The organism is Shewanella sp. Shew256, assembly GCF_002196695.1.
Classification (GTDB): Bacteria; Pseudomonadota; Gammaproteobacteria; order Enterobacterales; family Shewanellaceae; genus Shewanella; species Shewanella mangrovisoli.
The window spans coordinates 72,370-95,997 of sequence record NZ_NAJR01000006.1; the positions used below are offsets into that span (position 1 = coordinate 72,370).

Below are 23,628 nucleotides of genomic sequence, written 5' to 3' on the forward strand. Positions count from 1 at the left end.
TTAAAATTTAGGTAATTAATATGCAAAATCCGCACATTCTGATCGTTGAAGATGAAGCCGTTACCCGTAACACGCTGAGAAGTATTTTCGAGGCAGAAGGGTATGTGGTAACTGAGGCCAATGATGGCGCAGAAATGCATAAGGCTATGCAGGAAAACAAAATTAACCTAGTGGTTATGGACATTAACCTACCAGGTAAAAACGGTCTGTTGTTGGCACGTGAATTACGTGAAATCAACAACATCGGTCTGATCTTCCTGACAGGCCGTGACAACGAAGTCGACAAAATCCTTGGACTTGAAATTGGCGCGGACGATTATATTACCAAGCCGTTCAACCCACGTGAATTGACGATTCGTGCTCGCAACCTTCTGACTCGTGTGAATAGCGCTGGTAACGAAGTCGAAGAAAAGAGCTCTGTCGAATACTACCGTTTCAACGATTGGAGCCTAGAGATCAATAGCCGTTCTCTGGTGAGCCCACAGGGTGAATCTTACAAACTGCCACGTAGCGAATTCCGCGCTATGCTGCACTTTGTTGAAAACCCAGGCAAAATCTTAACTCGTGCCGATCTACTGATGAAGATGACAGGCCGTGAGTTAAAGCCACACGACCGTACTGTTGACGTGACTATCCGTCGTATCCGTAAGCACTTCGAAAGCTTGCCAGATACGCCAGAAATCATCGCGACTATCCACGGTGAAGGCTACCGTTTCTGCGGTAACTTAGAAGACTAATCTTCTAAGTCCGTTTGAATAATAAAAACCAGATCCTCGGATCTGGTTTTTTTATCTCTGCAATATGGCAACCCCTCTGCCCCGCTTTATCACCCCGCCAAACTTGAATCGCGAAACTTGAATAACCAAGTTTAAATAGCCATCGCAGACTTTAAGCGCATAGATTGGAATGGAGCAGTTACTCACGACTAAGTGCTCTCCACAGCGTTAACTCAGCTGTTAGCTAAGGTATTAGCCAAATACCGAGTATAAAAAAGAGTGAGGTGTTAACCTCACTCTTGGATAACTGCATGCGCAAGTTTAACTGCATACGCGTGGTTAAATAGCGCTCTGCTGTGGGTTATTTGCCGCTTTTAAGCTGTCTATCGAGGAAATCCGCCAGCGAGCGATATAAGTGATTACGCACTTTCTCACCGCGCATCGAATGCTTAGAACCCGGATAATCAATCATCTGGAACAGTTTGCCTTCGTCCTGCAACGCCTTATACACGCGAGTACTGTTTTCAAACAACACGTTATCGTCGGCCATGCCGTGGTACATCAATAGCCCAGACTGATAGTTTTTTACATAGGGGAACACGCTACTGGCTTCGTAACCTTGTTCATTATTCGCGGGATGGGCGAGATAACGCTCGGTGTAGTGAGTGTCGTACAAGCGCCAATCGGTGACGGGCGCACCCGAAATCGCCGCCTTAAAGTAATCCGGCGCCTTAAACAGACTCATCAAGGCCATATAACCGCCGTAGCTGTGGCCATAAATCGCCACATTATCGCTATCGACAAAGGGCAAGCTGCGCAGATAATCGACGCCAACCTTTTGGTCGTTCACTTCCGCCTCGCCCAAGTGACGGTAAATTACCTGTTCGAACTGAGTGCCTCTGTGGGCGCTGCCGCGGTTATCCAGTTGAAATACCACATAACCTTGCTGCACTAAGTATTGGGTAAAGTAATCCTGCTCACTCCAGCTATTGGTTACCAATTGCGCATGTGGGCCACCATAAACGCGCACGACTACGGGGTACTTTTTGTTCGCATCGAAGGGCACAGGTTTAAAGAGGCGCGTTTGCAAGACCTGCCCGTCTTCCGCCTTAAGCTCTTTAAACTCAGGCAGTTGCCAAAGGCCTGCATAGTCATACAGAGGATGACCTGCTTTGACTTGGTTCTGCTCCACCCATGCCAGATGTTGACCCTTATCGCCGTGCAAACTGATCTGTGGTGGCTGAGATAAGCTATTGAAATAATCTAGATACACGCTTTGACTATCGGCAAATACCGGATTGTGCATCCCCGCCTCGCTGCTCACACGCTCAACCTTGCCACCCGCTAACGGCACACGGTAGAGGTGTTTTTCGATAGGGGTATCTTTGCGGCCAGTAAAATACACCCAACCTGCGGTTTCATCGATATATTCCAGCTCATCGACTGCCCAATTGCCCTTGGTCAGTTGCGTCTTCAGCTTACCTTTTAGGTCAAACAAATAAAGATGATTAAAGCCGTCACGCTCCGAGGCCCAGATAAACGCCGATTGCTGCTTTAAGAAGTGCAGGTCATTGTTAAGATTCACCCAAGCATCGCTGCGCTCTTTGACTAAGGTTTTCGGCTTGGTCAGCGCATCGAGAGCCACCAGTTGCAGATCTAACTTTTGCTGATCGCGGCTCTGCCACTGGAAGGATAAATGCTTGCTATCGGGCAACCAATCGACGCGAGGCAGGTAAATATCCTTATTTTTATCATCGCTTAAGGTCACCCAATTGATGGCTTTATTGCTTAACGTCACCACACCCAGTTGGATCTCGACATTGTTTTTGCCCGCCGCCGGATAACGCTGCTCGGTAAGCTTAATACCATCAGCATAGATTTCATTGCGGGTGACTAACTCAACGCCAGACTCATCGATACGGGTAAAGGCGATGGCCGACTCATCGGGCGCCCACCAGTAACCCGTCATGCGATCCATTTCTTCCTGGGCGACAAATTCCGCCATGGCATTTTTAATTGCGCCGCCACCGTCTGTGGTCATGGCCTCAAGCTTTTTAGTCGCTAAATTGAGCACATACAGATTTTGGTCCCGCACGAAGGACACGAAATTCCCCTTGGGCGATAGGCGCGCATCGGTGGCAAAGCCCTCGCCTATCGGCAGTTGGCTAACGCTGTAATCCGCTAAGGAGAAGTAATACAGATTCCCCGAGGCAGGGATCAACAGCGCCTTGCTATCGTCCGCCCAGAAATATTCCATAATGCCTTCGCCATAAATACGTTGGCGCTCGCGGCGAGCCTTTTCTTCATCGGATAACTCATTGCTCGCCAGTTTATCGGCGTTTAGCAACAGGCTAGATTCGCCCGTCTTCACATCCATCTGCCAGAGATCGTAAAAGTTTTGGTTGTCTTTACGTCCCGCAAGATAGGTCACCCTTTGACCATCTGGGGATAACTTTAATCCACGGGGACTCGTGCCCGCCAAGGCAGGCGAAGCATTCATGCGCTCGATAGTCAGCGGCATTGTGCCGCCTTCAAGCGCATAGGCAGGGGTCAATATCGCGCTAGAAACCATGGCCAGTTGACTCGCTATCAGTAGGGATGAGGCGCCCAATGTCACCGAGCGCAGGGAAGAAGCTAACCCATTTTTAGTCATTATTATTCCTTGGAAGCATACTCGCCTTAAGGTGGCGATCAAAAACTGCCGTCATTGTGCCAAGGCAAAGCCTAAATAAAAAGCGCAGGCAATATACAGATACAAATTAGCTGGCGAACTCCTGCGGTTAGCTCAATTTTCAAGATAACCCACTCAGTCTGACACAAAGGGATAACCATCTTGGCTTAAATTGATTAAAACCCACAGCAACATCGCTGAAATTGTCGACTAACTGAGTTATTATTCGCGGCAAATAATGAAATTGACCTCAATGTTGAACCCCTAAAGGACCTAACATGCAGACTCTTGCCCAGCACTTAACCTCAAAGGCAGTGAACGAATCCCTCTCGCAACTGATTTTGACCTTAGCCGACACCTCCAAAGCCATCAGCCATGCCGTGCGCCACGGTGCCTTAGCCGGCGTGTTAGGCGCGACCGAACAGGAAAACGTGCAAGGTGAAACCCAGAAAAAACTGGATATCATCACCAACGATATGCTCAAAGATGCATTAAAAGCCGACGGAACAGTGCGCGGCTTAGCCTCTGAGGAAGAAGATCATGTGGTTGAAGTCAACACCAATGGTCAGTATCTGGTATGTTTCGACCCTTTAGATGGTTCATCGAATATCGATATCAACTCGCTAGTCGGCACCATTTTCTCTGTTTTACCAGCACCACAGGGTGAGTTAACCGAGGCGAGCTTCCTGCAATCTGGTCGCCATCAGTTAGCCGCAGGTTATGTGCTCTACGGCCCATCAACCATGCTCGCCCTCACCACAGGCCAAGGCGTACAACTCTTTACCCTGCACCCCGAAACCAACGAATTTTTACTGACCAACGCGGCCATGAGCATCAGCCCAGACACCCAAGAGTTCGCCATTAACATGTCGAACCAACGTTTTTGGGAAGCGCCAATGCAGACCTATATCGCCGATTTACTGCTAGGCAAAATTGGCCCACGCGAAAAATCCTTCAACATGCGCTGGATTGCCGCCATGGTCGGTGACGTGCACCGCGTACTTTCTCGCGGCGGTATCTTTACTTACCCAACCGACAATAAAGATCCGAAAAAGCCATACAAACTGCGTTTAATGTACGAAGCCAACCCAATGGCCTTGTTAGTCGAGCAAGCTGGCGGTAAAGCCTCTACGGGTTATGAAACCATTTTGGATATTCAACCGACGCAAATTCACCAACGCGTTGCGGTTATCCTAGGTAGCGCCAATGAAGTGGACGCTTGCCTAAGCTACCATGGTATCGATTACAGCGAAGAACCAACTCTGGATTAAGCCGAATCGCTTACGCTTTGATTTTGATTTGTTTGATAAAAGCCACTGACCACAGTGGCTTTTTTGTTGTCGCAGAATGCGACATTTGAGTTTTATTCGGCTTTACCGCTGAAGAAATTGCGGCCTAACGGCCGAGGTGAATCAAAGTCGTGGGGCTTCAACCCTCTGGCTGATATTCGTGCTGTTTAGCACAATGCTATATTAATTGCGGCCTAACGGCCGAGGTAAGTCAAAGTCGTGGGGCTTCACCCCACACCCGACCAAGAGGGGATCAACAGCAATTCCCTCTTGGATCTCCCTTGCCGCCCCTAGCGAAGTTACATGCATTAGAGACTAGCCTTGGTCTTATGGATAAATTGCTATCGCTTCCGATGGTACATCCTGTACCCCGAAAGCTAGCCGGTCATCCATGACCGGACTCACGCAATTTATTCCAACGCCCCGCGGCAACTTCGCAGGGGAAGGTGTATTCCTGTCACTACTGTGCAAACTACTAATCAGCACTCCATCATTCTAAAATTTATCAATGAATGTCCAAATTAAACTGCTTTCAAGTTTGCTAACATGCCGCTCACAGATTGATTGAGTTTATTACCAAGTTCAATGATTAGTGCATTTTCTCGGTTATACTCACGGGTTAAAAAGTCGTTAACTGGTACCTCCTCATACAGGTCAAATGACTTAAAAGAAAACTTATATATTTCCTCACCATACTTGTTAGGGTCGTAACTAAGGTTCGATAGTATATTTGAACGATGTTTAGTGTAATTAACAACTTTTTTCAAATAGTGATAGTCATGATGATTAGTTAGCTGTTCCAAAACATCCAAAATTTCGCCAAATTCTTTACGTTTTTTCAAACTCATTTTTACTTGATACAAATTAAGCTTTTCAGATTGAATAAAAGTGTTTTTATCAATATTCAGGCCAAATGCATAATAAATAACGTGAGCTAAAAAGTCCGATATGCTATGAAGATTTTTTAATAAAGCTAGAACATTAGCACGATATGCCAACTTGAATTCTTGCTCAGAACTAAGTACTTGAATGTCTCTTGTTAGTACCAACATAACATATTCAGATGGGTGTTCTTTACCTGTCATATGATTATTGATTAAACGCTTAACCTCCTGATAGTGATAACGAGCAAAGTCATAGTTTTCAAATATTGAAGCCAAAGAACTTGATAATAATGAAGCTTGCTCCCGACCAAACAAAGTAGCTACATCATCCTCTAGCTTTTTTATATACCAAGTCAAATTTCTACCTCAAGCATGCTTACATCTCATTATCTATTGTTCAAATTTATAACAGAATTAATTACATAGTAAATACTCAAGTGGAATTGAGCAAAGCCGTAAAGTTTTGCGAATCAGTCAAATGGATTTGTTAAGAAATATGGGGCAGGCATAACTCTTTTAGGATTAACAGCAAACGCCGAGATCACAGAAGTTCACCTTGCCCTGCGAAGTTGCTGAAGGGCGTTGAAGAAAATCGCGTGAGCGAGGCATGGATGCCTCGCTAGCTTTCGGGGTACAGGATGTACCATCGGAAGCGTTAGGGATTTTCGAATAAGCACAAAGCCACTAATCAATACATGTAACTTCGCTAGGGGCGTCTTGGCTGATGTGAAAGCAATAGGCAAGGAGGATAGGACGAGCAGTCCTCCTTGGTCGACTCTTGATTACAAATCAGGGGGTGAAACCCCACGACTTTAACCTACCTCGACCGTTAGGCCGCAATCACTAAACTTCTACATAAGGTATGGGTTAAAGACCCACGACTTTGACTTACCTCGGCCGAAGGCCGTATTGCTCTTCTACACGTCAGTGGAAACTGAAACACCCAACTAACTTGCAACACAAAGATTTTGCTGAATCTTCCAACGACGTTCCATGAGTGGAATCGAAAATCCATAACACACCACCACAATCAAAGGTTGAAGCTGAAAACTCAACTCAGGCCACAACATAAAGGCTGCTACGCAAGCCACAGTGCGCACAATTGCATGCACAATCGCCACCTTTTGCGCCGCTAACACGCCGAAAACCAACCACATTAATCCTGTTTGCACAGCAAGGGCGAAGGGCAAGGCTAAATAGTTTTCCATAAAAAAGGGAATACTGATGCTAAAGGTTAAAAAGCTCATCCCCAGCGCAGCCAAAAACACTGTCTCAAACCAATTACGGTCAGTGCTTTTCTTAAAGGAGATATTCTCGCCCGTAAGACGCGAGACTCCCATAGCAAGATAGACAATAGAACCCGTGCCGATAAACGTTGCCATCACCATTTGCGATGCTGGAAGCATAAAACTCAAGATAAACAATAGTCCCCAGACCATCATGCCAGATAAGGGCATAGCTAAAGCACGTTTTTGGCGGTATTCGATAAGTTGTTGATCCAGTGATTTATGTTGCATGATTAAGCCTCCTTGTTGGTATGGCTTAAGTATCCCCGCATCCGCTAAATCACGGCAGTGTGAGTTGTCAGCAATTACGGATGACAAATGTCATTCAAAAAACAGGAGAGGGGAAAGATAGGCAGGCACAAATCTTTAGGACTAACAGCTAACACCAAGGCAACAGAAGTTCACCTTCCCCTGCGAAGTTGCTGAAGGGCGTTGAAGAAAATCACGTGAGCGAGGCATGAATGCCGAGTTAGCTTTCGGGGTACAGGATGTACCATCGGAAGCGTTAGTGATTTTCGAATAAGCACAAAGCCACTAACCAATGCATGTAACTTCGCTAGGGGCGGCAAGGGAGATCCAAGAGGGAATTGCTGTTGATCCCCTCTTGGTCGGGTGTGGGTTGAAGACCCACGACTTTGACTTACCTCGGCCGTCAGGCCGTAATAACTAAACATCAGCATAATCAGGTGCGGGTGCCCCCACTAACCTAACTCATCTCGGCTGTAAGGCCTCAAAATCAAATCAGCTATGCCCGTAACTTGGGCTTAGCTGCATATACCTCACGCCTTTGCGATTGGCCGATAGCGCGGCGTTAACCCAGTATGTTATTGTTTTGGTTTCATAGATTCGATTATCAAGCTTTAACCACTAAGGATTTGCTCCATATGGAAAAAATATTTGAAAGGCTAATGTACGCATCACGCTGGATTATGGCGCCCATCTACTTGGGGTTGAGTCTAGTGCTGTTGGGTTTAGGCATTAAATTCTTCCAAGAGATCTTCCATATTTTGCCGATTATTTTCGAGATGACCGAAGTCGATCTGGTGCTGGTCACCCTGTCCTTGATTGATATCACCCTAGTGGGCGGTCTGATTGTAATGGTGATGTTTTCTGGCTATGAGAATTTTGTCTCACAGCTGGATGTCGGCGAAGACAGTGAGAAGCTCGCTTGGTTGGGTAAATTGGATTCGGGTTCACTGAAAAACAAAGTGGCCGCCTCCATTGTGGCGATTTCGTCTATCCACCTGCTAAAAATCTTTATGGATGTGAAGAATATCGATAACGACAAAATCATGTGGTACTTGCTTATCCATATTACCTTTGTGCTGTCGGCCTTTGCTATGGGTTACTTGGATAAGATGACTCGTAAGTAATGCGGCATCGCCCGTAGGAGCCTGCGCAGTTTAAGTATCAATGCTGTCTAAGTATCAGTGCTGTTTAAATGTGAGTGCTAAGCGTCACTAAACCAGCCATTGCCAAACAATGCCGAGTGCCAAAGATTAAAACAAGCCACTGATAAGAGTGGCTTTTTTATTTTCTGAATAAAAACTGTGCCTCGCACTTTGGTATTAATTTAAGCTGAGCTACATAACCTCATGTTTAAATTGAAATTATTGCTTGAGATAATAGCCCGAGTCTTAACCTAAACAACGCTTGATACCAAAGGCTAAGCTTTTGAATCAAATTCAAGACTAAATAGCCCAAAAGGGTTATTCAAACGTGTCAAAATTCTTTATAATCGCCAACATTTTGACAAAGAGCTACACATCATCATCGGTATTCGTCCGCACAATTAACAAGGTAGTAAAGTGAAAACACAGTTACTGGCCCTCATGCTTGTCAGTCATTTAGGCTACGCATATGCCAAGGAAGATTTAGCCACAACCTTAGATATCGCAGAGCCCGCCCCTAAGAGCCATAGCATCGACTTTATCGATAAAGGCCTCAGGCTGAGCTTAAGCTGCTCCGTAGGCGAAACCCAACCCATATTAAACGTGACTATGGGCGAATCCTTTGCATTTGGTAGCGATCCGAGCGTGTTGATAATTCGCAGTGACAAACAACACAGTGTGAAATTTCGCGGCACCGCGACCTTGATGAACTTTACCAGTCTGCCAAAGGCGGATGACGATCTGTGGCAGGCGTTGGCTGAGCTGCAGACCCAAGAATTAAGCCTTGAGGCCGTTTCGTTTCGCTCCAGCAAATACACTAGCTCAACCTTAGTGGCCGTGGGATTTAGTGAAGCGGTCAGCCAGCTAAAACAGAAGTGTAGCCAGTAAGGCCATGTCTCGTCCTGATACAAAAAAGCCACTGTAATCAGTGGCTTTTTTAGTTGTGCGATTTAAGACTCGCTATCGACCAGCTCGACTTGATGGGTCTTTTCGGTTTGGTCGACTATGGTCAACACCGCCGTATCCCCCACTACGTTGCAGGAGGTCAGCACCATGTCGATAATGCGATCCAGCGCGGCCACAATCGCAAAGGCTTCAATCGGCAAGCCCATTTGATGGATTAATACCCCAATCATCACCATGCCGCCACCGGGCACACCACCCGCGCCAACGGATAACAGGAAGATACTAAACAGCAGCGATGGCAATTGCTCGCTGGTGATTGGCATGCCGAAGGCATTGGCGACAAAGAAAATCGCAATCGTGATATAAATCGCCACGCCGCCCATGTTCATGGTCGCCCCGAGCGGCACACCAAAGCCTGCCACGGCGCGATTAACTCCAAGCTTTTCCGTTAGGGTGCGCATGGTTACAGGAATCGTGGCATTAGAGCTGGCGGTAGACAGGGAAAACAGCACTTGCTCTTGGGTTTTCTCGCGAAAGCTCTTGGCCGAAATAGGTGTGAAGAATCCCACCGCCAGCGGATAGACCACAAAAATCCACAGTAATAACAACGCCAGAATGATCACGACATATTCGAGCACACTGATAAATACCGCCGCATCTAAGGTGGCGCCTAACTTAAACATCAGCGCAAACACCCCATAAGGCGCAAGGCTCATCACCACAGAAATCAGTTTCATCATGATTTTATTGGCGGTTTGAAAACCTTGTACCGCACCAGCCACATGCTCGCCGAGGGATTTAATCACCCCGCCCAGCATCAGTGCCATAAAGATCACTTGCAGCATATTGCCCGACATAAAAGCCGCCACCGGGTTGCGCGGCACTATATCAATCAGCAGCGCCATCAAGCTGGGAAGTTCGGTCGCGGTAATGGCCACACCATCGGTGCTGCTCATATCGACGCCTTTACCTGGGTCGAGCAATAGCACCACTAACAGGGCGGTTGAGATAGCGACCAGGGTATTGACGATGTAAAAGCCGAAGGTTTTGCCGCCAAGGCGGCCAAAGCTTTTTAAGTCCTGCAGCTCACACACGCCGCAAACGATACTGACAAACACTAGAGGCACGACCAACATCATGATCATATTGACGAACATAGTGCCGACGCCGCCAGCCAGTTCGACTAAATTGCCAGAAAAGAAGCCAATATCGTTTAGAAAATATTGCACTAAGGTGCCAAGAATAAGTCCCGCAAATAGACCGATAAAGATCCGTGTCGAAAGTGATTTCATCATGCTGATCGTTTTCCCAGATAGCTCATCTTTTGATATTCATCTTCCCTAATGAGCAACATCGCCATTCCCTTTTAAGTTCAGGCGGGGATAGTGAAACATGCTGGCAGCAAATTCAATGAATAAATTTACTTATTTCATTTTCAATTAAGCCAAACTCATCACAAAAATTTTGTATTATCCTGATTTATAACAAAAATAAAATCATAGATTAATAATCACGCTATTAATACATAAGTTAAAAAATCAAAAATTAAACACTATTTAAACCAAATAAACACAATTAATCGATTAATACCGAATAAGACTAGATTTAAAAACTGAATAAATACTTTAAATAGTATTAAAAACTACAGATGTCGAACTTAACAGAGAGATGGGGAAGGATAACAACTAACAATATGCCAGTAGCACTAGCTCAAGCCGATGTGACAGCAGGTGCTGCTGTTTAATGCTAATGCGTTGCTGAATTAACCAACGGCTTAATTGCTGCCAATTTTTTAAGTCGGCTGACTGTAAATATTTAGCCTGAGGCGCTTGCTTGGCAAAGTCATCAGCGGAATTAATCTGTGGGATAGCGAGTAACTCGCTGGGCGCAAAAAGCGCTAACTGCGGCACGATACAATGGGTCATGCCCGTTAAAGTATGGGCAATTTGCAGCCCTGCGGGGTCGAGATCGGTAAAGGCAATAATCGGCATTTTACCCGCCATCGCCTTCAAAAACTGCCGCACACCAATGGGGGAATGGTGGCCGCTACCACGGTAAATCACCATAATGCGGCTAAGCTCTTCAGGTAAGCGCGCTTGGGTTATTGCATCGAATATATCTAGGTTTTCAACCACTAAGATGGCGTTAACATCAAGCTCATCGCAATGGATTTGCGCCTCATCTAAGGGAGTACGTAACGAGGCCCGTGCTGAAATCCCAAAGGGCGGCGATTCAAAACCGAGATACTTCAACAAAACATACTCGGCTTCGGGGCGGATCTTAGCGAGTTTCTCATTATGACTTTTGGCTGACATCGCCATGCGATCGACGTTTAAATCATCATAGAACAAATCAAGCCCAGAACAATCTCTCACCAATTGGCGAAGATCGGTTAAATCCTGTGAAGTAAAAAGTAGATGCTTTTCGGACTCATCAAGTTGTCCTATCTCTAATTCACGGTAAATAGCTTTCCAGTTAGGTGTCAATTTAATCTTTGAAGAACGCTTTTTTACAGCGTTCTTCAATAACCGAAATTGTTGCGGCGTTAAGCTAACCATAATTCCACATCGCGGATAATAAAGTTACCGCTGTAGATCGGATGGGGTTCGCCTAAGGGCTCTAACTCGAAGTAAGCCTTATGCTCATCGGGTAAGCCTTCGTAGCCGCCAATCACTTGATAAATCCAGCTTTCGGCATCCCACGGCAGGGCTTTTTCGACTAAGTAATCGAGCGCCGATTGACGTAAGCCCGACTCAATCACATCGACGAAGTAAGTATCAACCGCTTGCTTGAGTGGATTATCAGGAATATCAAAGTCTTCGCTTTGGGTAAGCGATACACTGACATCATGCTCGCGTACAGTCTCAACTATGCCCTGACGACTAATCGACTTGATATGGGCGACGATATTCATCAGCTCAAGCTCTTGGCTGGCGTTATGCACATCCACAGACGCTGGTGCCAATAACACTTCGGCGCGATTGAAAAGACTCGGGATTTCCTTGTGGGACACATGGTCCGCAGGGCGGTAATCCGGATGCAAATCGGTGTACAGTAACCAACCCTTAAGCAAGCGAGTACGGCCGCGAATTTGCCTAAAGCGGCCGAGTAGTTCCAACAACCTGCCCTGCACCACACTGAGCTCCTGAGCGCAGTCGCTCATGGTTTCCTGCAAGGTGGTCACCAGCAGCTTACGCAGCTCACGAATATCACCGGCGATTTCGCCTAATTCGCTAAACTGGAACATCTCCAAGCCATTTAGCAATTCAGACACTTGGCTCTGGGCGAGTTCGTTTTCGCGGATCTTAGCGTTAATGGTACCGACATAACCGAACTCGTTATTGATCCGCCCCCACAACACGCGGATCGAATAGCGCAAACTGTCGGCAAAGCTATACACATGCTCACTTAAATCAGACAGATACGCCTCGGCAGCGCTGTAATCTGAGCTGTGGCGCGCTTCTTTATAATGGTCGGCCAAGGTTTTAATGGTGGCGAGCGCCGAGCCGACGTTGGAGTCGATTTGGCGATTGCGCTCATCACTTAAACCTTCTTCGAGCAAGGCACGCACCGAGCGTTTAAGGCGCAGCTCTTGGTCTGGCTCTGGGCGCCATAAAATCCCTGCCTGTTTGAGTTTTTCAACCACGGCAGGATCATGGGCATCTTCATTGAGCGAGCCCGCTAAATAGGCGTCCATAATGATGTCAGCATGGCGGCCTAACTGCTTGAGTAGCTTAACCCCAGCCTGATGTAAGTTACTGCTCATCATGGCCTCCTTGGTTTACACCGCGGATGATTGTCCAAAGCATCATAGTAAATCCCGCTGGGTCGCCGTTTCCGCCTGCGCCTCTAGGCTTAGGCCTTCAGTTTCGTCAATAAAACGGATCACTTCGTACAGATAATCCAGCTTGCCCGTCGCGATATAAATTTGCTTTTCAACGTTAGGGCGCACTAGATAGCCAAGCTCCACTAAGCGTTTGAACACTAACTTAATTTGCGCATCACTATTGGTACTGGTTGAGCCGAATAAGCGGTATTGGCTGAGTTTGGCCAACTGCTCACGAAACGCGGGCGTATCTTCAATTCGGCTTTGCAGCTCGGTTAACCGTACTGGCGCACCTTCGCTTAAGGGGGCATCTTGGCCGCTGGCTTCCTGCACTAATACCAGCCACTCCACCATGGGGATAAGTGCCTGACAAATATCCTTAAACTGCGATGAAATCACCTTACGCTCGCTCTCGCCTAACTGCAAATAACCGCAGAAAAACACATCGCCCTCGGCGGCCGAAGCCACGGTGCGGTTGATTTGGTTCAGATAGGCTTCAACCCGCTCTCGAGTGCTGTTATTTTTCAATGCGCGCCAGCCATCTTCATTGGTGGTGCGGCAAATAAATTCGCCCTTGAGCAAGAGTTCGATAATGGCGCCAGTGCCGACTAAGACGGTTTGGTTAGATTCGTTCATGGCACTCATTAGATGGCCTCCTTGCTCAGGCGTTTACTCAACAAATCGGCAATCGGATTGGCTTTGGGCTTCACCACCTGCAACTTCTTAGTTTGTTTATTAATAATGTAACGGTGCTCAAACAGGTTCAGCACTTCTGACTCTGGGTTCGGGAAGGCGCCTAACACGCTGATATTGTTGTTACCACAGGCATCGAAAATCTTCTTCACGTTGGTGTGGTGCAGCGTGCCCAGCTCGTCAATTGGCCAGTGAATGGTCACATCGGCACGGCCACGTAGCAAGCGCGTAAATGCCAACAGGAACTTACACAGGATCAAATAAGCCATACCGTGGCTGGATGATTCGTTCAGCTGTCTGTCGGTGCGGATAATCAAATCGCTATTACCCTCTTTAAGGCGCAGCTCGATTTCCAGCAGCTTTGAAATGCCACCCGTCAGTGCCGCGCGGCCAATAATATCCAAGGCGCGGCGCATGCTGTTGGTGTATTCCTCATCGGGCAGACCATTAAAGCCGTCGGCTTTCCAATTTTTGAAGGCTTTAACAAACTGCTCAAGCTCGGGCCAGAACTCTAATTCACTGATCTTAGAACGAATACGAACCGCAGATTCGGACACGCCATCGAGGAATAACTCCTCGCCCACTTCGCGGGTAATGCGCGCACTCTGCGAAGCGATGCGACGGTCAATATCGGCAAGCACATCGTAAAAGGCGGTTAAATCAACACCGAAGATCCGCCCCTGCTCGCGCAGCGCCATAATGGATTGCGGCACAATCACATTGAGTAGCTGTTCTAGCTGCGGCACTAGCTTGCGGTAATCCAGCAGGCGAATACCTTTATCGTTGATAAAGCTCGACTCTTCGCGGGCACGCTCCCAGGTTTCGGCTAAGCCTGAACCTGACTTGCTGGCAATCACAGAGTCGAAATGCTCCACATATTGCTTAACCGAGCCCATCAAATAATCGCGTTTTAGCAGTAAATCTTCGCCCTGACGCAAACGCTCGCCGAGGCTACCTTGGGCTTCTTCATTGTTGGCTGGCAATTTCAGCTCGGCCAACTTACGCATCACGGCGCGAAGTTTAGTTAAGTTTTCAGAGGCTTCAATCTGCGCCGCATCCGAGGCCTTACGGTCAGTCTCGAGTTGTTGGCGGCGGGTCTTCACTTCTTGCGTCTTGGCTTTAAGCTGCTGGTCGATTTCCGAGGCGGCACGTTTCACATCGCTCAATTGGGTCTGCAACTTAGGCTTACGCAGCAACCAAGTGTGTTGATACCAATCGTCAAAGCGCAGTACTTCGCTGCGGCGCTGCTCGGCGCGGCTGATTTTGGTTTCAAGCTCACGGATTTGTTGCTTGAGTTTAAGGATATTGTCCTCATCCACACCGCGGGATTTAAGCTCGTTTTTGTACCAAGTTTCGCAGGCTTTCTGCTCGGCCTTAGCGCTTTCGCGGCGGGCGTCGATAGTGGCCTTGATTTGCCCCAGTTGATTGTCGAGCGCGCCAATCACTTCTTGCCAGTAGGCTTGTTTTTCCATCCGCGCTTCGAGCGCCTGCTCTTTTTGCTCTTCGAGCCAGAGCTGGTGTTGATGCTTAAGCTGCTTTAGCTCTCCATCGAGTTGAGTTAAGCGCTGCTGGGCAAAGGCTTTACGCTCGGCCAGCGTCTTATTGATCTTGTCCTGCTCACTGCGTTTTTCATCGAACAAACGACGCAAATCATCGCGACTATTCTTGTAAGCCGTGCGGGCAAAGGTGAGTTCACGGCTGAGTTTATCCAGCTCGCCGTTAATCGCCACCAGCTGTGATTCGGCCTCGGCCTGTAATTCCTGCGCGCTTTGCAGCGCCTCTTCGGCCTTGCTTAAACGAATGCGCAGTTCCTGCTCGGAGGCGGCATATTCAGGCACATCAATGGCTTTAAGATCCAAATGCACCCCAAACAGGGTGTCGCTCGCCCCTGTTACACTCGGGTGTAAATCGGTGCGGTGCAGTAACTCGGGGGCAATCACTTTACCCAGACTCTGTTCCCAACCTTGAGCTTCCTTACGCAGGAACTCGAGCAAGGTATGGGACTGCGGGAACAACATATGGTGCAGTTCATCGAGCGCCGTTTGGCGCTCGTTTACGCGCAGGCTGGCGATACGCAGCGCTTCATTGGCTTGGTCGCGTTTGGCGCGCAGCTTACGCTCTTCACTTGTGAGGCGCTCAACCTTAGCGTTGCAGCTTTCTTGCTCTTCGTCGGCGCGGTGAATCCGCTCGTCGAAAATCGCGAGGCTTAACTTTTCTTCCTCGGTGTAGGTTACGCCATCGACACGTAATTTAAGCTCGGCGGCATTGAGTTTGAATTGATATTCCTGCTCACTAAAGCTCGCCTTGCCCGCATCCATTTGGCTACGCCATTGGGCTTCGAGTGCATCGAGATCGGCCCTTGCCACTTCACGCTGTTTGTCGCGCGCTTCGCGTTGCTTGTCCTGATCCGCGTGTAATCCTTCGAGCTCGCGGTTTAACTGCTCGCCAATTTTGCTGCGGCGGGCATTGTAAGCCGCTTCAATATCTTGGTGTTTTTCGGTTTGTAACTTATGGCGCTCGCTTAGGTTTTCCATGTCCGCGCGCCAGTTCGGCAGCATGTCCAAGTCGGCCTTGGCTTGCTCGATATTGGCATCTAAAAAGGCGCCGTGCTGATCTTCAATCGCATCTAGCTCGTACTCGCACTTAGCCACGTCGCCCTTGGCGGCGGATAGGTCGAGGTTAAGCTCGTCACGCACTTCTTTCCATTCGTCGTCCAACATTCGAAGCTTTAAATTCAGCTCCTTAGACAGGGTTTGTTGGATTTCTAAACGATCGGCCTCTAGGCTTTCGTCGTTGCGATAACCACGGGACAGGCTAGAGAGACGCATTTCGGCGCTGAGCAATTGGTTAAATTCCTGCTCGAGCTTTTCAAACTCGGGGCGGATCACTTCAAAGCCTTGGATTAATTGACTCTCGCGGATCCACGCCTCGACGCGTTGCGGATTGAGGCGTGAACTAGGTGGATTTACCCCGTCTTCTTCCAAAATGGCGGCGATCATGGATTTGACCGTTTCCATTTTGCCTTCTTTGGAGTGCACCGCCTTGGCGAGTTTTTCGATGTGGCGCAGTGAATGCTCACCTTCACACAGGGCGAATTGGTGCGCATAGGCTCGCAGTTCGCTGCGGTTGCTGCCCGTGCTTAACAGGGTGCGATCGTTTTGAATAATCGCGCGGTATTCGCGGGTGTTGAGCAAATTAGTGGTGGCTACGCCTTGGCGTTTTAATTCGCGGCCGAGTTCTGCCATGGTGTGGCATAAAATGGTGTCACCATTTTGGGTTTTAATGTAATCGCTTAACTCGAAACCTTTGCCGATAAAGCGGTAGTTCACCCCTTTACCATCGCCCGCCGACGCCAGCACGGCTTGGTAGAGCAAGCCATCGGCCTTTTGATATTCGTAAATGATGTAGCTTGAATCGTGTGGCAAGTACCAACGCTCGAAACTGTCACGGGTTGAAGGCACCACGCGGCTAGGATATTCGCCATAAAATACAGGCACTAAACGTTGTAGAGTGGTTTTACCCGAGGCGTTAGTACCACAAATATTGGTATGGCCATTGAGGGCGAGTTCCACAACGCCCGGAAGGTGCGTATCAATCAGCACAATACGAATCAAGCTTGGCATTTCATTCCTTATCCAAACGGGGTCAAAGCTAACCCAGATAAATCGAGCCCAAATCGAGACCATGACTCAAGATTAAACGCCGAGGCGTAAAACCTAAGTTCAACACACCTAAGCTCAACACAATAAAAGGGCGGTCAGTCTCAATGGACAAAAGCGTGTGACGGGTAATCATCCTTGCGAAATCATCTTTGCGAAAATTGCGAGGTAAAGTCCCATTTTGTGCCCCTAAAATAAGGCAAATAGGGGGCATAAGCAATCGAGCACCCGAGTCTTTCACCTTCGCGAAACAAGTCTGCTCAATGTTACCTCAATTCCCGTCCATTTAACGGTTAACAAAACGTCAGTAGATCACAATTGGGTATAAAAGCTCAGGGGAAAACGGCCGATGTCGGCGCTCCAAGCTGATATAGAGGCATTAGCCGCCATTAACATTTTCAGCAACTGTCAACTTGGGTAAAACAGTGAAAGACTCGGCCTCACCGCCGAACCAAAATCACATTTCATTCACTAATCACTGCAAGCGTTAACAATAAAACCCTGCTAAGTGAGTAGCCCAAATGACAAAAAATACCTGCCCCCCTTCAGCGCATAAAACGGCGCTAAACACCACGATAGACAACGCCCCGCGCCGCACCTTACTCAAAGCCATCAGCTGGACATTGGTCGCGAGCCCCTTGGTCGGCTTAGTCGGCTGCGGTTCGGAGTCCGAAGAAAGTACCAACGACAGTAGCAATAGCAATACGGATACCGGCGCAGGCACAGGTGTAACAACCCCGAGCGATTGGGCCAGTGGTGGCACCGCCAGCATGACGGTCAACTTTCCCGACACCAGCCTCTTCACCGCCAGTGGTGCCTGTGCCTTGGCATTAACCCAATCGGCGGTGGAAGGCCCTTGCTATTTCCAAGTCGATAATCGGGATGATATTTCGGATGCCGAATCGGGTTTGCCTATGCAGATTTGCTTTCAAGTGATTGATAAAGATTGCAACCCATTGAGCGGATTAGAGGTGGAAGTCTGGCATTGTAATGTCGCTGGCGTTTACTCAGGCGACACCAGTGGCAGCGCGGATAAGAGCCGTTTTAACAGTGGCTACTGCACCGGAAACTCGAGCAAAGCACTGCAATCCCAATGGTTTAGAGGCACCCAAGTGACCGACAGCGAGGGGCGAGTTAATTTTAAATCCTGCTTTCCGAGCTGGTACTCGGGGCGCACTATCCATGTGCACTTTCGGATTCGCAACAACAATAACGACCAGTTGGTCTCCCAACTGGGCTTTAGTGAGAATTTGACGACCGAGATTTGCACCAGCCATCCCGAGTATTCAACCCGTGGCCAGCAAGATACTAGCCTGAGTCGCGACAATATTTTTGGTAGCAATTACAGCGCGTTTCTATTTAATACCAGCCAAAATGACGATGGCTCATTACTGGCGTGGCGCACACTCCAGTTGAATTAATCGAGTTGAATTAATCTCGTTGAGCGAATCCAGTTGGATAAGGCCATTCGCTAGCATGATTGAGCCCGATAGAAAAAGCGCATCTTTCGATGCGCTTTTTCCTGTTAAATCTTTGGTTGCTACTGCTTGGTTACAAGTATTTGGTTGCAAAGGCTTGGCGGCAAAGCTTTGTTTCTCGCGCCATTAATCAGAGTCCAAGGCCTTTAAATGTTCGGCGATACGGCCATAGATTAAGATCATCTCGGCGAGCGAGCCAACCTGCATGCCCCGCATGAGATTGGAGCGGTGAATTTCGACCGTACGCATAGCGATGCACAGCGTATCGGCAATCTCCTGATTTTTATAGCCTTTGGCTATGAGGTTGAGGATTTCCCGCTCACGTGGCGTAAGCGCCAGATAGGTTTTTACATATTGATTATCTTGATAATGCGCCTTGGCATGTTCTAACGCTTTCACTACCGCGTCGGCCAATTTGGCGCCATCGGCGGGCTTTTGGAAAAAATCTACCGCCCCGAGTTTTAACGCCTCCACCGCCATGGGCACATCGCCGTGGCCAGTAAGATAAATCACTGCCAGCGGACTATTATGCTGCACTAATTGCGCATGTAATTGCGGTCCACTTAAGCCCGGCATACGCACATCGACTAAAGCGCAACCTGGCTCACTCAAGTCGATGGCGGCAAAAAATGCCTCGGCGCTATCAAAATCGTGGATATTCAGGCTATAGCTTTCGAGCATAAACCGCAGCGAGCGGCGCACTGACTCATCGTCATCGATTAAATACACGGGCAATTGTTGGCTCATGCTGGTACTCCCTCAAGCTTACGGGGTAAAGAAACCTGTGCTTGGCAGCCACCACCTAGGGCGGTTTCGAGACTAAAGCGGCCACCATGACTCTCGGCAATATCTCGGCAGATCACCAGCCCCAGCCCTAGTCCCTCAGACTTAGTCGAATAAAAGGCCTGCATCAGCAGATTGGCATCCTCGGTCAGCCCAGTACCATTGTCTGTGACCGTGAGCAGTATCTTACGGTCCTGATACCTAAGGTCGATATCGATAGTGGGCAGATAGGTTTTTGCCGCATCGCTCTCACTCTGCTGACGCTGTACACAGGCATCGGCGGCGTTTTTCAATAGGTTGAGCAGCAGCTGCTGCATGCCGACTTCGTCCAAGGGCAATGGATAGGCTTCGCCGCTAATATTGGTGGAAAGCAAGATCTGATGCTGCTCCAGCTCATAGGCGAGCAGCGGCGCAGTGTCGTTCACAAGCTGGTGCAAATATAAGGGTTGTTTGGATACTGACCGTTTTTTCAATAAATTACGCAAACGGCTAATAATACTATCGGCGCGGCTGACCTCTTGCTGAATCAAATTCAGCACGGATTGTAATTCTTCTGGACTCGATCCTCGCTGCAAACGCACCTCGGCGCCATGGCAGTAATGGCCAATCGCCGCCAGTGGTTGATTGAGCTCATGGGATAGACTCGCCCCTAACTCCCCGGCAATCGCGATGCGCTGGGCATGTTCCAACAGGGCACGGTTTTCACTGAGTTGCCTCTGGGTGTTTATCAACTCACGTCCACGGCGACTAAAACGATATTCGAGCCAGAAGTGGTACACATTAAGCAGCACTAAAATCGCCAACGCTAGCCAAGCCCAATGCTGATGCAGCTTCACCCATTGCCACGCCCGCTGCCACCACGGGGTTTGCAAAGGATGCATATCGAGGTCTTTAAGCAGTTGATCGATCGCCAGTTGGCTCACGGCCGTAGTCCAACCCGCGGACTCGGCAGCTCTCGCGGCGGGACTGTCTTCGGGTAAGGCCAGTAGGGCTTGAGTCACCTGCTTGGCTAAGGATTGCGTCGCACGATTGGTCTTAGCCATAGACCAGTTGGGATAGAGTCGACTCGACACTTGGCAATGGAACCCAACGGGCGCCTGATTATCGAGTACCCGATAATCCTTTATGTTGATCAAGCCTTCAGCCTGCATTTGCTCAAGCTGACACACGGGCACAATCGCCGCATCTAAGCCTGGAGCTTTAACGCTGGGTACTTTACCGCTTAGTGCTTTACCGCTTGGTTCATCTGTACCACTCAGCTCATTTGTCCCCCCCTGCTGACCTATAGCGCCGAGCTGATAAACCAAGTTATCGAGTGGAAAACCTAAGGGAACAATTTCCCCAACAAAATCAGGTAAATCTATGCCCTTTAGCTGCGCCTCGTAGACCATAGTGAGATAACCACCGAAGGCATTTTTAGAGACAATACCAAGGCGCTTGCCCTTAAGATCCTGCAAGGTTTGATAGGGGGAATCGGCCCTGACCACCAGCGCCGAACCCACCTGCATAGCCGCTCCATTGTTGATAGGGCTTCGTAGGGTGGCGAGCCAAGACAGGGAATACTGCCGTGCCAACATCACAGATTGTCCGGGGTTAGTGATCACAAAATCGAGGCCCTCGGTTTCGACCCCTTTGGCTAGCTCCTCAAGGCTTAAGGGATGCAACCTAAAGTAACTATTGGGAATTTGTGACTCAAGCCAGCCCATCAGCGGTTGCCAACGATTGATAGTGCCCTTATAGCCACGAATAGCCAATACGCCCACATCGACCACTTGATAGTTAGCACCAGCTTCATCCATCAACGCTCCCGCGGGCGCAACCGTTAATGCACCTAGCTCAGTTGCTTGAGCGGCCGAAACTTCAGCCATGACTGAAAGACTCAGCAGGCCAAATAAGACGATGACGAATGTTAATCCCGTTCGCCAACTCTTGATTGATACGATAGTTGATACGACAACACTCAACACTGTGCCCATACTCCTTAGCCCTAGGATGAGATCCATTTTGTTGCTAAATCATAAACCCTAATTTTTGAGAGGTCATTCTAACTGATATTTGTTGCGCTAGATCAAGTCCCTATCGGATATGTGGAAAACCACTATAGAGATGCCACCCCGCCTTTTACAGAATGCGCCTAACGCTAAACCTTAAGTCTTTCGACCCGTTTTATCTGTAAGAGTGAAGGAAATTCCTATGGACAAGAGTAAACGTCAGTTTCTCGGAAAAATGGCCAGTGTGAGTGTCGGCGCCGCGCTCATTCCCGTCGTGCAAGTGCAAGCCCAGCAGGCTCAAACTGCAGCTACGGGCAAACGCTACGGCATGGTGATTGACCTGCGCCGCTGCGTCGGCTGTCAGGCCTGTACCGTGGCGTGCACCTTCGAAAACCTGCCGCCCTTGGGGCAATTTCGTACCACAGTGCAGCAATACGAAGTGTCGCAACAGGATGCAGCTACGCCGCCCGCATTTTTGATGTTGCCAAGACTGTGTAATCACTGTGAAAACCCGCCTTGCATCCCGATTTGCCCCACGGGTGCCACCTTCCAACGCCCAGATGGCATTGTGATCGTCAACAACGAATGGTGCGTCGGCTGCGGATATTGTGTGCAGGCTTGCCCCTATGATGCGCGCTTTATCAACCATGAGACCAACACCGCCGATAAATGCACCTTCTGCGCCCACAGGCTCGAAGCAGGACTCTTACCCGCCTGTGTCGAAACCTGTGTCGGCGAAGCGAGGGTGATTGGCGATCTTAACGATCCTCACAGCCATATCAGCCAACTACTCAAAGCGAATCAAGCGGATATCAAGGTGCTCAAGCCCGATGCCAACACGGCGCCGAGAGTGTTTTACATCGGCATGAACAGCGCCTTCGAACACAGGATCAGCGGCCAAGCCCCCGTTCGCACCCTACTGACAGACACTGGCGAGGAGATCCACCATGGTCATTAAAGAAATCTTTACCCCAGATATCGCCATCACTTGGCTGCCATGGGCAGTGCAATACTTCTTTTTAATGGGTTTGGCCTACGCCAGCGTGTGGGTGGCGGCCATTCATTTATTTAGTGCGAAACAAACCGATGCCAGACTGCTCAAGCTCTGCGCCTGCTTGATGCTCTCCGCAGGTATAGTCGCGCCGATTGCGCTACTTGCAGACCTTCACCAACCGCTGCGAGCATGGCATTTCTATGCCCAAATCAGACCGTATTCGTGGATGTGGTACGGCGCTTTTTTACTGCCGATATTTTCGGGCACGAGTCTAGTGTTTGCCTGGTTATTACTGCGGCCATATTTGCCTCAGGCGCAATCTTCTCTTACTAGTTCAGCTGAAGAAGCGGATTGGTTAAGCCGTATCGGTCAATGGCTCAGATTCGGTAATTGGAGCAGCGATAAATGGTTAAAACCCATTGCGCTCATCGCCACATTGAGTGCGTGTTCCATCGCGCTTTATACCGGAATGGAAACCATGGCGATCAAAGCGCGGCCGCTCTGGCATACCTATTGGTTACCGCCATTGATGGCGACCAGTGCCCTGCTCGCCGCCTGCGGCACACTCGCACTGCTCAATCGCATTTTGCACGGTTATCAAGCCAGTACCCAAGACAGATTGCTGCAATGGGTCAGGGCAAGCTTTGGTCTCTTCGCCCTGTGTCTTATCGGCTGGGCCTTATTCGATAAAGGCTCGGCGCACGAAGCCGCGCAGTTATTAGACACCAGCCCAAGCTGGCAACTGGCCGCCATCTGGGTATTGGTCACCCTCGCTTTGCTGGCATTGGTATTAGCAGTGCGCCGTCTCCCCTCGGTATTGATGTTAGTCGTCAGTTTAACGGCGGTGCATCTGGCATGGGGATTTCGCTGGATTGTACTTATCCAAGCGCAAACCGACCCTAAATACGGCGCGGGCACTTATTTCTATCAATTGCCATTGGGGCCAGAGGGACTATTAGGTATCGCGGGCACCTTCGGCCTGTGGCTCGCACTGATGGTGTTAGTGTCTGAATTTATTCGCTATCAACCCAGCTCAACTAAGTTGGCCTCTTGAGACACAG

The 23,628-nt window shown here is 48.9% G+C and carries 18 protein-coding genes; 7 read left to right on the forward strand and 11 right to left on the reverse strand.

Features of this window, described 5'->3' with window-relative positions:
* Positions 1 to 20: 20 nt before the first annotated feature.
* Positions 21 to 737, forward strand: a complete 717-nt coding sequence (gene arcA / locus B5P39_RS12645; RefSeq protein WP_007644695.1) for a two-component system response regulator ArcA — start codon at positions 21 to 23, stop codon at positions 735 to 737.
* Positions 738 to 1,077: 340 nt separating this feature from the next.
* Here arcA and B5P39_RS12650 read toward each other — a convergent pair whose 3' ends face one another.
* A complete protein-coding gene (locus B5P39_RS12650) occupies positions 1,078 to 3,369 on the reverse strand; it encodes a S9 family peptidase (protein ID WP_088211749.1) in 2,292 nt (763 codons plus the stop codon).
* 296 nt (positions 3,370 to 3,665) lie between these two features.
* Here B5P39_RS12650 and B5P39_RS12655 point away from each other — a divergent pair, with 296 nt between their 5' ends.
* Positions 3,666 to 4,658, forward strand: coding sequence for a class 1 fructose-bisphosphatase (locus B5P39_RS12655; protein ID WP_088211750.1), 993 nt, complete (start codon positions 3,666 to 3,668; stop codon positions 4,656 to 4,658).
* Positions 4,659 to 4,859: 201 nt separating this feature from the next.
* Here the strand turns inward: B5P39_RS12655 and B5P39_RS24960 are convergent, their stop codons facing one another.
* The 3 genes from B5P39_RS24960 to B5P39_RS12665 all read right to left on the reverse strand — a co-directional run bounded on the left by B5P39_RS24960 (position 4,860) and on the right by B5P39_RS12665 (position 7,077).
* The gene (locus B5P39_RS24960; RefSeq protein ID WP_254915782.1) at positions 4,860 to 4,985 is read right to left on the reverse strand and encodes a hypothetical protein; all 126 of its coding nucleotides are present in this window, start codon (positions 4,983 to 4,985) and stop codon (positions 4,860 to 4,862) included.
* Between the two features lie 212 nt (positions 4,986 to 5,197).
* Complete coding sequence (locus tag B5P39_RS12660) at positions 5,198 to 5,917, reverse strand: hypothetical protein (RefSeq protein ID WP_088211751.1); 720 nt, start codon at positions 5,915 to 5,917, stop codon at positions 5,198 to 5,200.
* A 590-nt stretch (positions 5,918 to 6,507) separates the two neighbouring features.
* The gene (locus B5P39_RS12665; protein ID WP_088211752.1) at positions 6,508 to 7,077 is read right to left on the reverse strand and encodes a DUF7010 family protein; all 570 of its coding nucleotides are present in this window, start codon (positions 7,075 to 7,077) and stop codon (positions 6,508 to 6,510) included.
* Between the two features lie 653 nt (positions 7,078 to 7,730).
* Between B5P39_RS12665 and B5P39_RS12670 the strand changes: the two genes are divergently transcribed.
* The gene (locus tag B5P39_RS12670) at positions 7,731 to 8,219 is read left to right on the forward strand and encodes a TIGR00645 family protein (RefSeq protein WP_088211753.1); all 489 of its coding nucleotides are present in this window, start codon (positions 7,731 to 7,733) and stop codon (positions 8,217 to 8,219) included.
* 435 nt (positions 8,220 to 8,654) lie between these two features.
* A complete protein-coding gene (locus B5P39_RS12675) occupies positions 8,655 to 9,125 on the forward strand; it encodes a hypothetical protein (protein ID WP_088211754.1) in 471 nt (156 codons plus the stop codon).
* Between the two features lie 62 nt (positions 9,126 to 9,187).
* Here B5P39_RS12675 and B5P39_RS12680 read toward each other — a convergent pair whose 3' ends face one another.
* The 5 genes from B5P39_RS12680 to B5P39_RS12700 all read right to left on the reverse strand — a co-directional run bounded on the left by B5P39_RS12680 (position 9,188) and on the right by B5P39_RS12700 (position 17,285).
* Positions 9,188 to 10,438, reverse strand: coding sequence for a dicarboxylate/amino acid:cation symporter (locus tag B5P39_RS12680; protein WP_088211755.1), 1,251 nt, complete (start codon positions 10,436 to 10,438; stop codon positions 9,188 to 9,190).
* 390 nt (positions 10,439 to 10,828) lie between these two features.
* Complete coding sequence (locus tag B5P39_RS12685) at positions 10,829 to 11,701, reverse strand: DUF7281 domain-containing protein (RefSeq protein ID WP_088211756.1); 873 nt, start codon at positions 11,699 to 11,701, stop codon at positions 10,829 to 10,831.
* Complete coding sequence (locus B5P39_RS12690) at positions 11,689 to 12,909, reverse strand: hypothetical protein (RefSeq protein ID WP_037421933.1); 1,221 nt, start codon at positions 12,907 to 12,909, stop codon at positions 11,689 to 11,691. The genes B5P39_RS12685 and B5P39_RS12690 overlap by 13 nt, the downstream gene beginning before the upstream one ends.
* 42 nt (positions 12,910 to 12,951) lie before the next feature.
* The gene (locus B5P39_RS12695; protein WP_037422308.1) at positions 12,952 to 13,605 is read right to left on the reverse strand and encodes a condensin complex protein MksE; all 654 of its coding nucleotides are present in this window, start codon (positions 13,603 to 13,605) and stop codon (positions 12,952 to 12,954) included.
* A gap of 8 nt (positions 13,606 to 13,613) precedes the next feature.
* Positions 13,614 to 17,285, reverse strand: coding sequence for an ATP-binding protein (locus B5P39_RS12700; RefSeq protein ID WP_088211757.1), 3,672 nt, complete (start codon positions 17,283 to 17,285; stop codon positions 13,614 to 13,616).
* A 557-nt stretch (positions 17,286 to 17,842) separates the two neighbouring features.
* Here B5P39_RS12700 and B5P39_RS12710 point away from each other — a divergent pair.
* The gene (locus B5P39_RS12710; RefSeq protein WP_088211759.1) at positions 17,843 to 18,742 is read left to right on the forward strand and encodes a dioxygenase family protein; all 900 of its coding nucleotides are present in this window, start codon (positions 17,843 to 17,845) and stop codon (positions 18,740 to 18,742) included.
* Between the two features lie 183 nt (positions 18,743 to 18,925).
* Here B5P39_RS12710 and B5P39_RS12715 read toward each other — a convergent pair whose 3' ends face one another.
* Both B5P39_RS12715 and B5P39_RS12720 read right to left on the reverse strand, forming a co-directional pair.
* On the reverse strand, positions 18,926 to 19,546 hold the full coding sequence (locus B5P39_RS12715; protein WP_088211760.1) for a response regulator transcription factor: 621 nt from the start codon (positions 19,544 to 19,546) through the stop codon (positions 18,926 to 18,928).
* Entirely contained in the window at positions 19,543 to 21,558 is a 2,016-nt protein-coding gene (locus B5P39_RS12720; RefSeq protein WP_088211761.1) for a PhnD/SsuA/transferrin family substrate-binding protein, read from the reverse strand. The genes B5P39_RS12715 and B5P39_RS12720 overlap by 4 nt, the downstream gene beginning before the upstream one ends.
* A gap of 217 nt (positions 21,559 to 21,775) precedes the next feature.
* Between B5P39_RS12720 and dsrO the strand changes: the two genes are divergently transcribed.
* Entirely contained in the window at positions 21,776 to 22,531 is a 756-nt protein-coding gene (dsrO, locus tag B5P39_RS12725; protein WP_088211762.1) for a sulfate reduction electron transfer complex DsrMKJOP subunit DsrO, read from the forward strand.
* A complete protein-coding gene (nrfD, locus tag B5P39_RS12730) occupies positions 22,521 to 23,621 on the forward strand; it encodes an NrfD/PsrC family molybdoenzyme membrane anchor subunit (protein WP_088211763.1) in 1,101 nt (366 codons plus the stop codon). Before dsrO ends, nrfD begins: the two co-directional genes overlap by 11 nt.
* Positions 23,622 to 23,628: the final 7 nt, after the last annotated feature.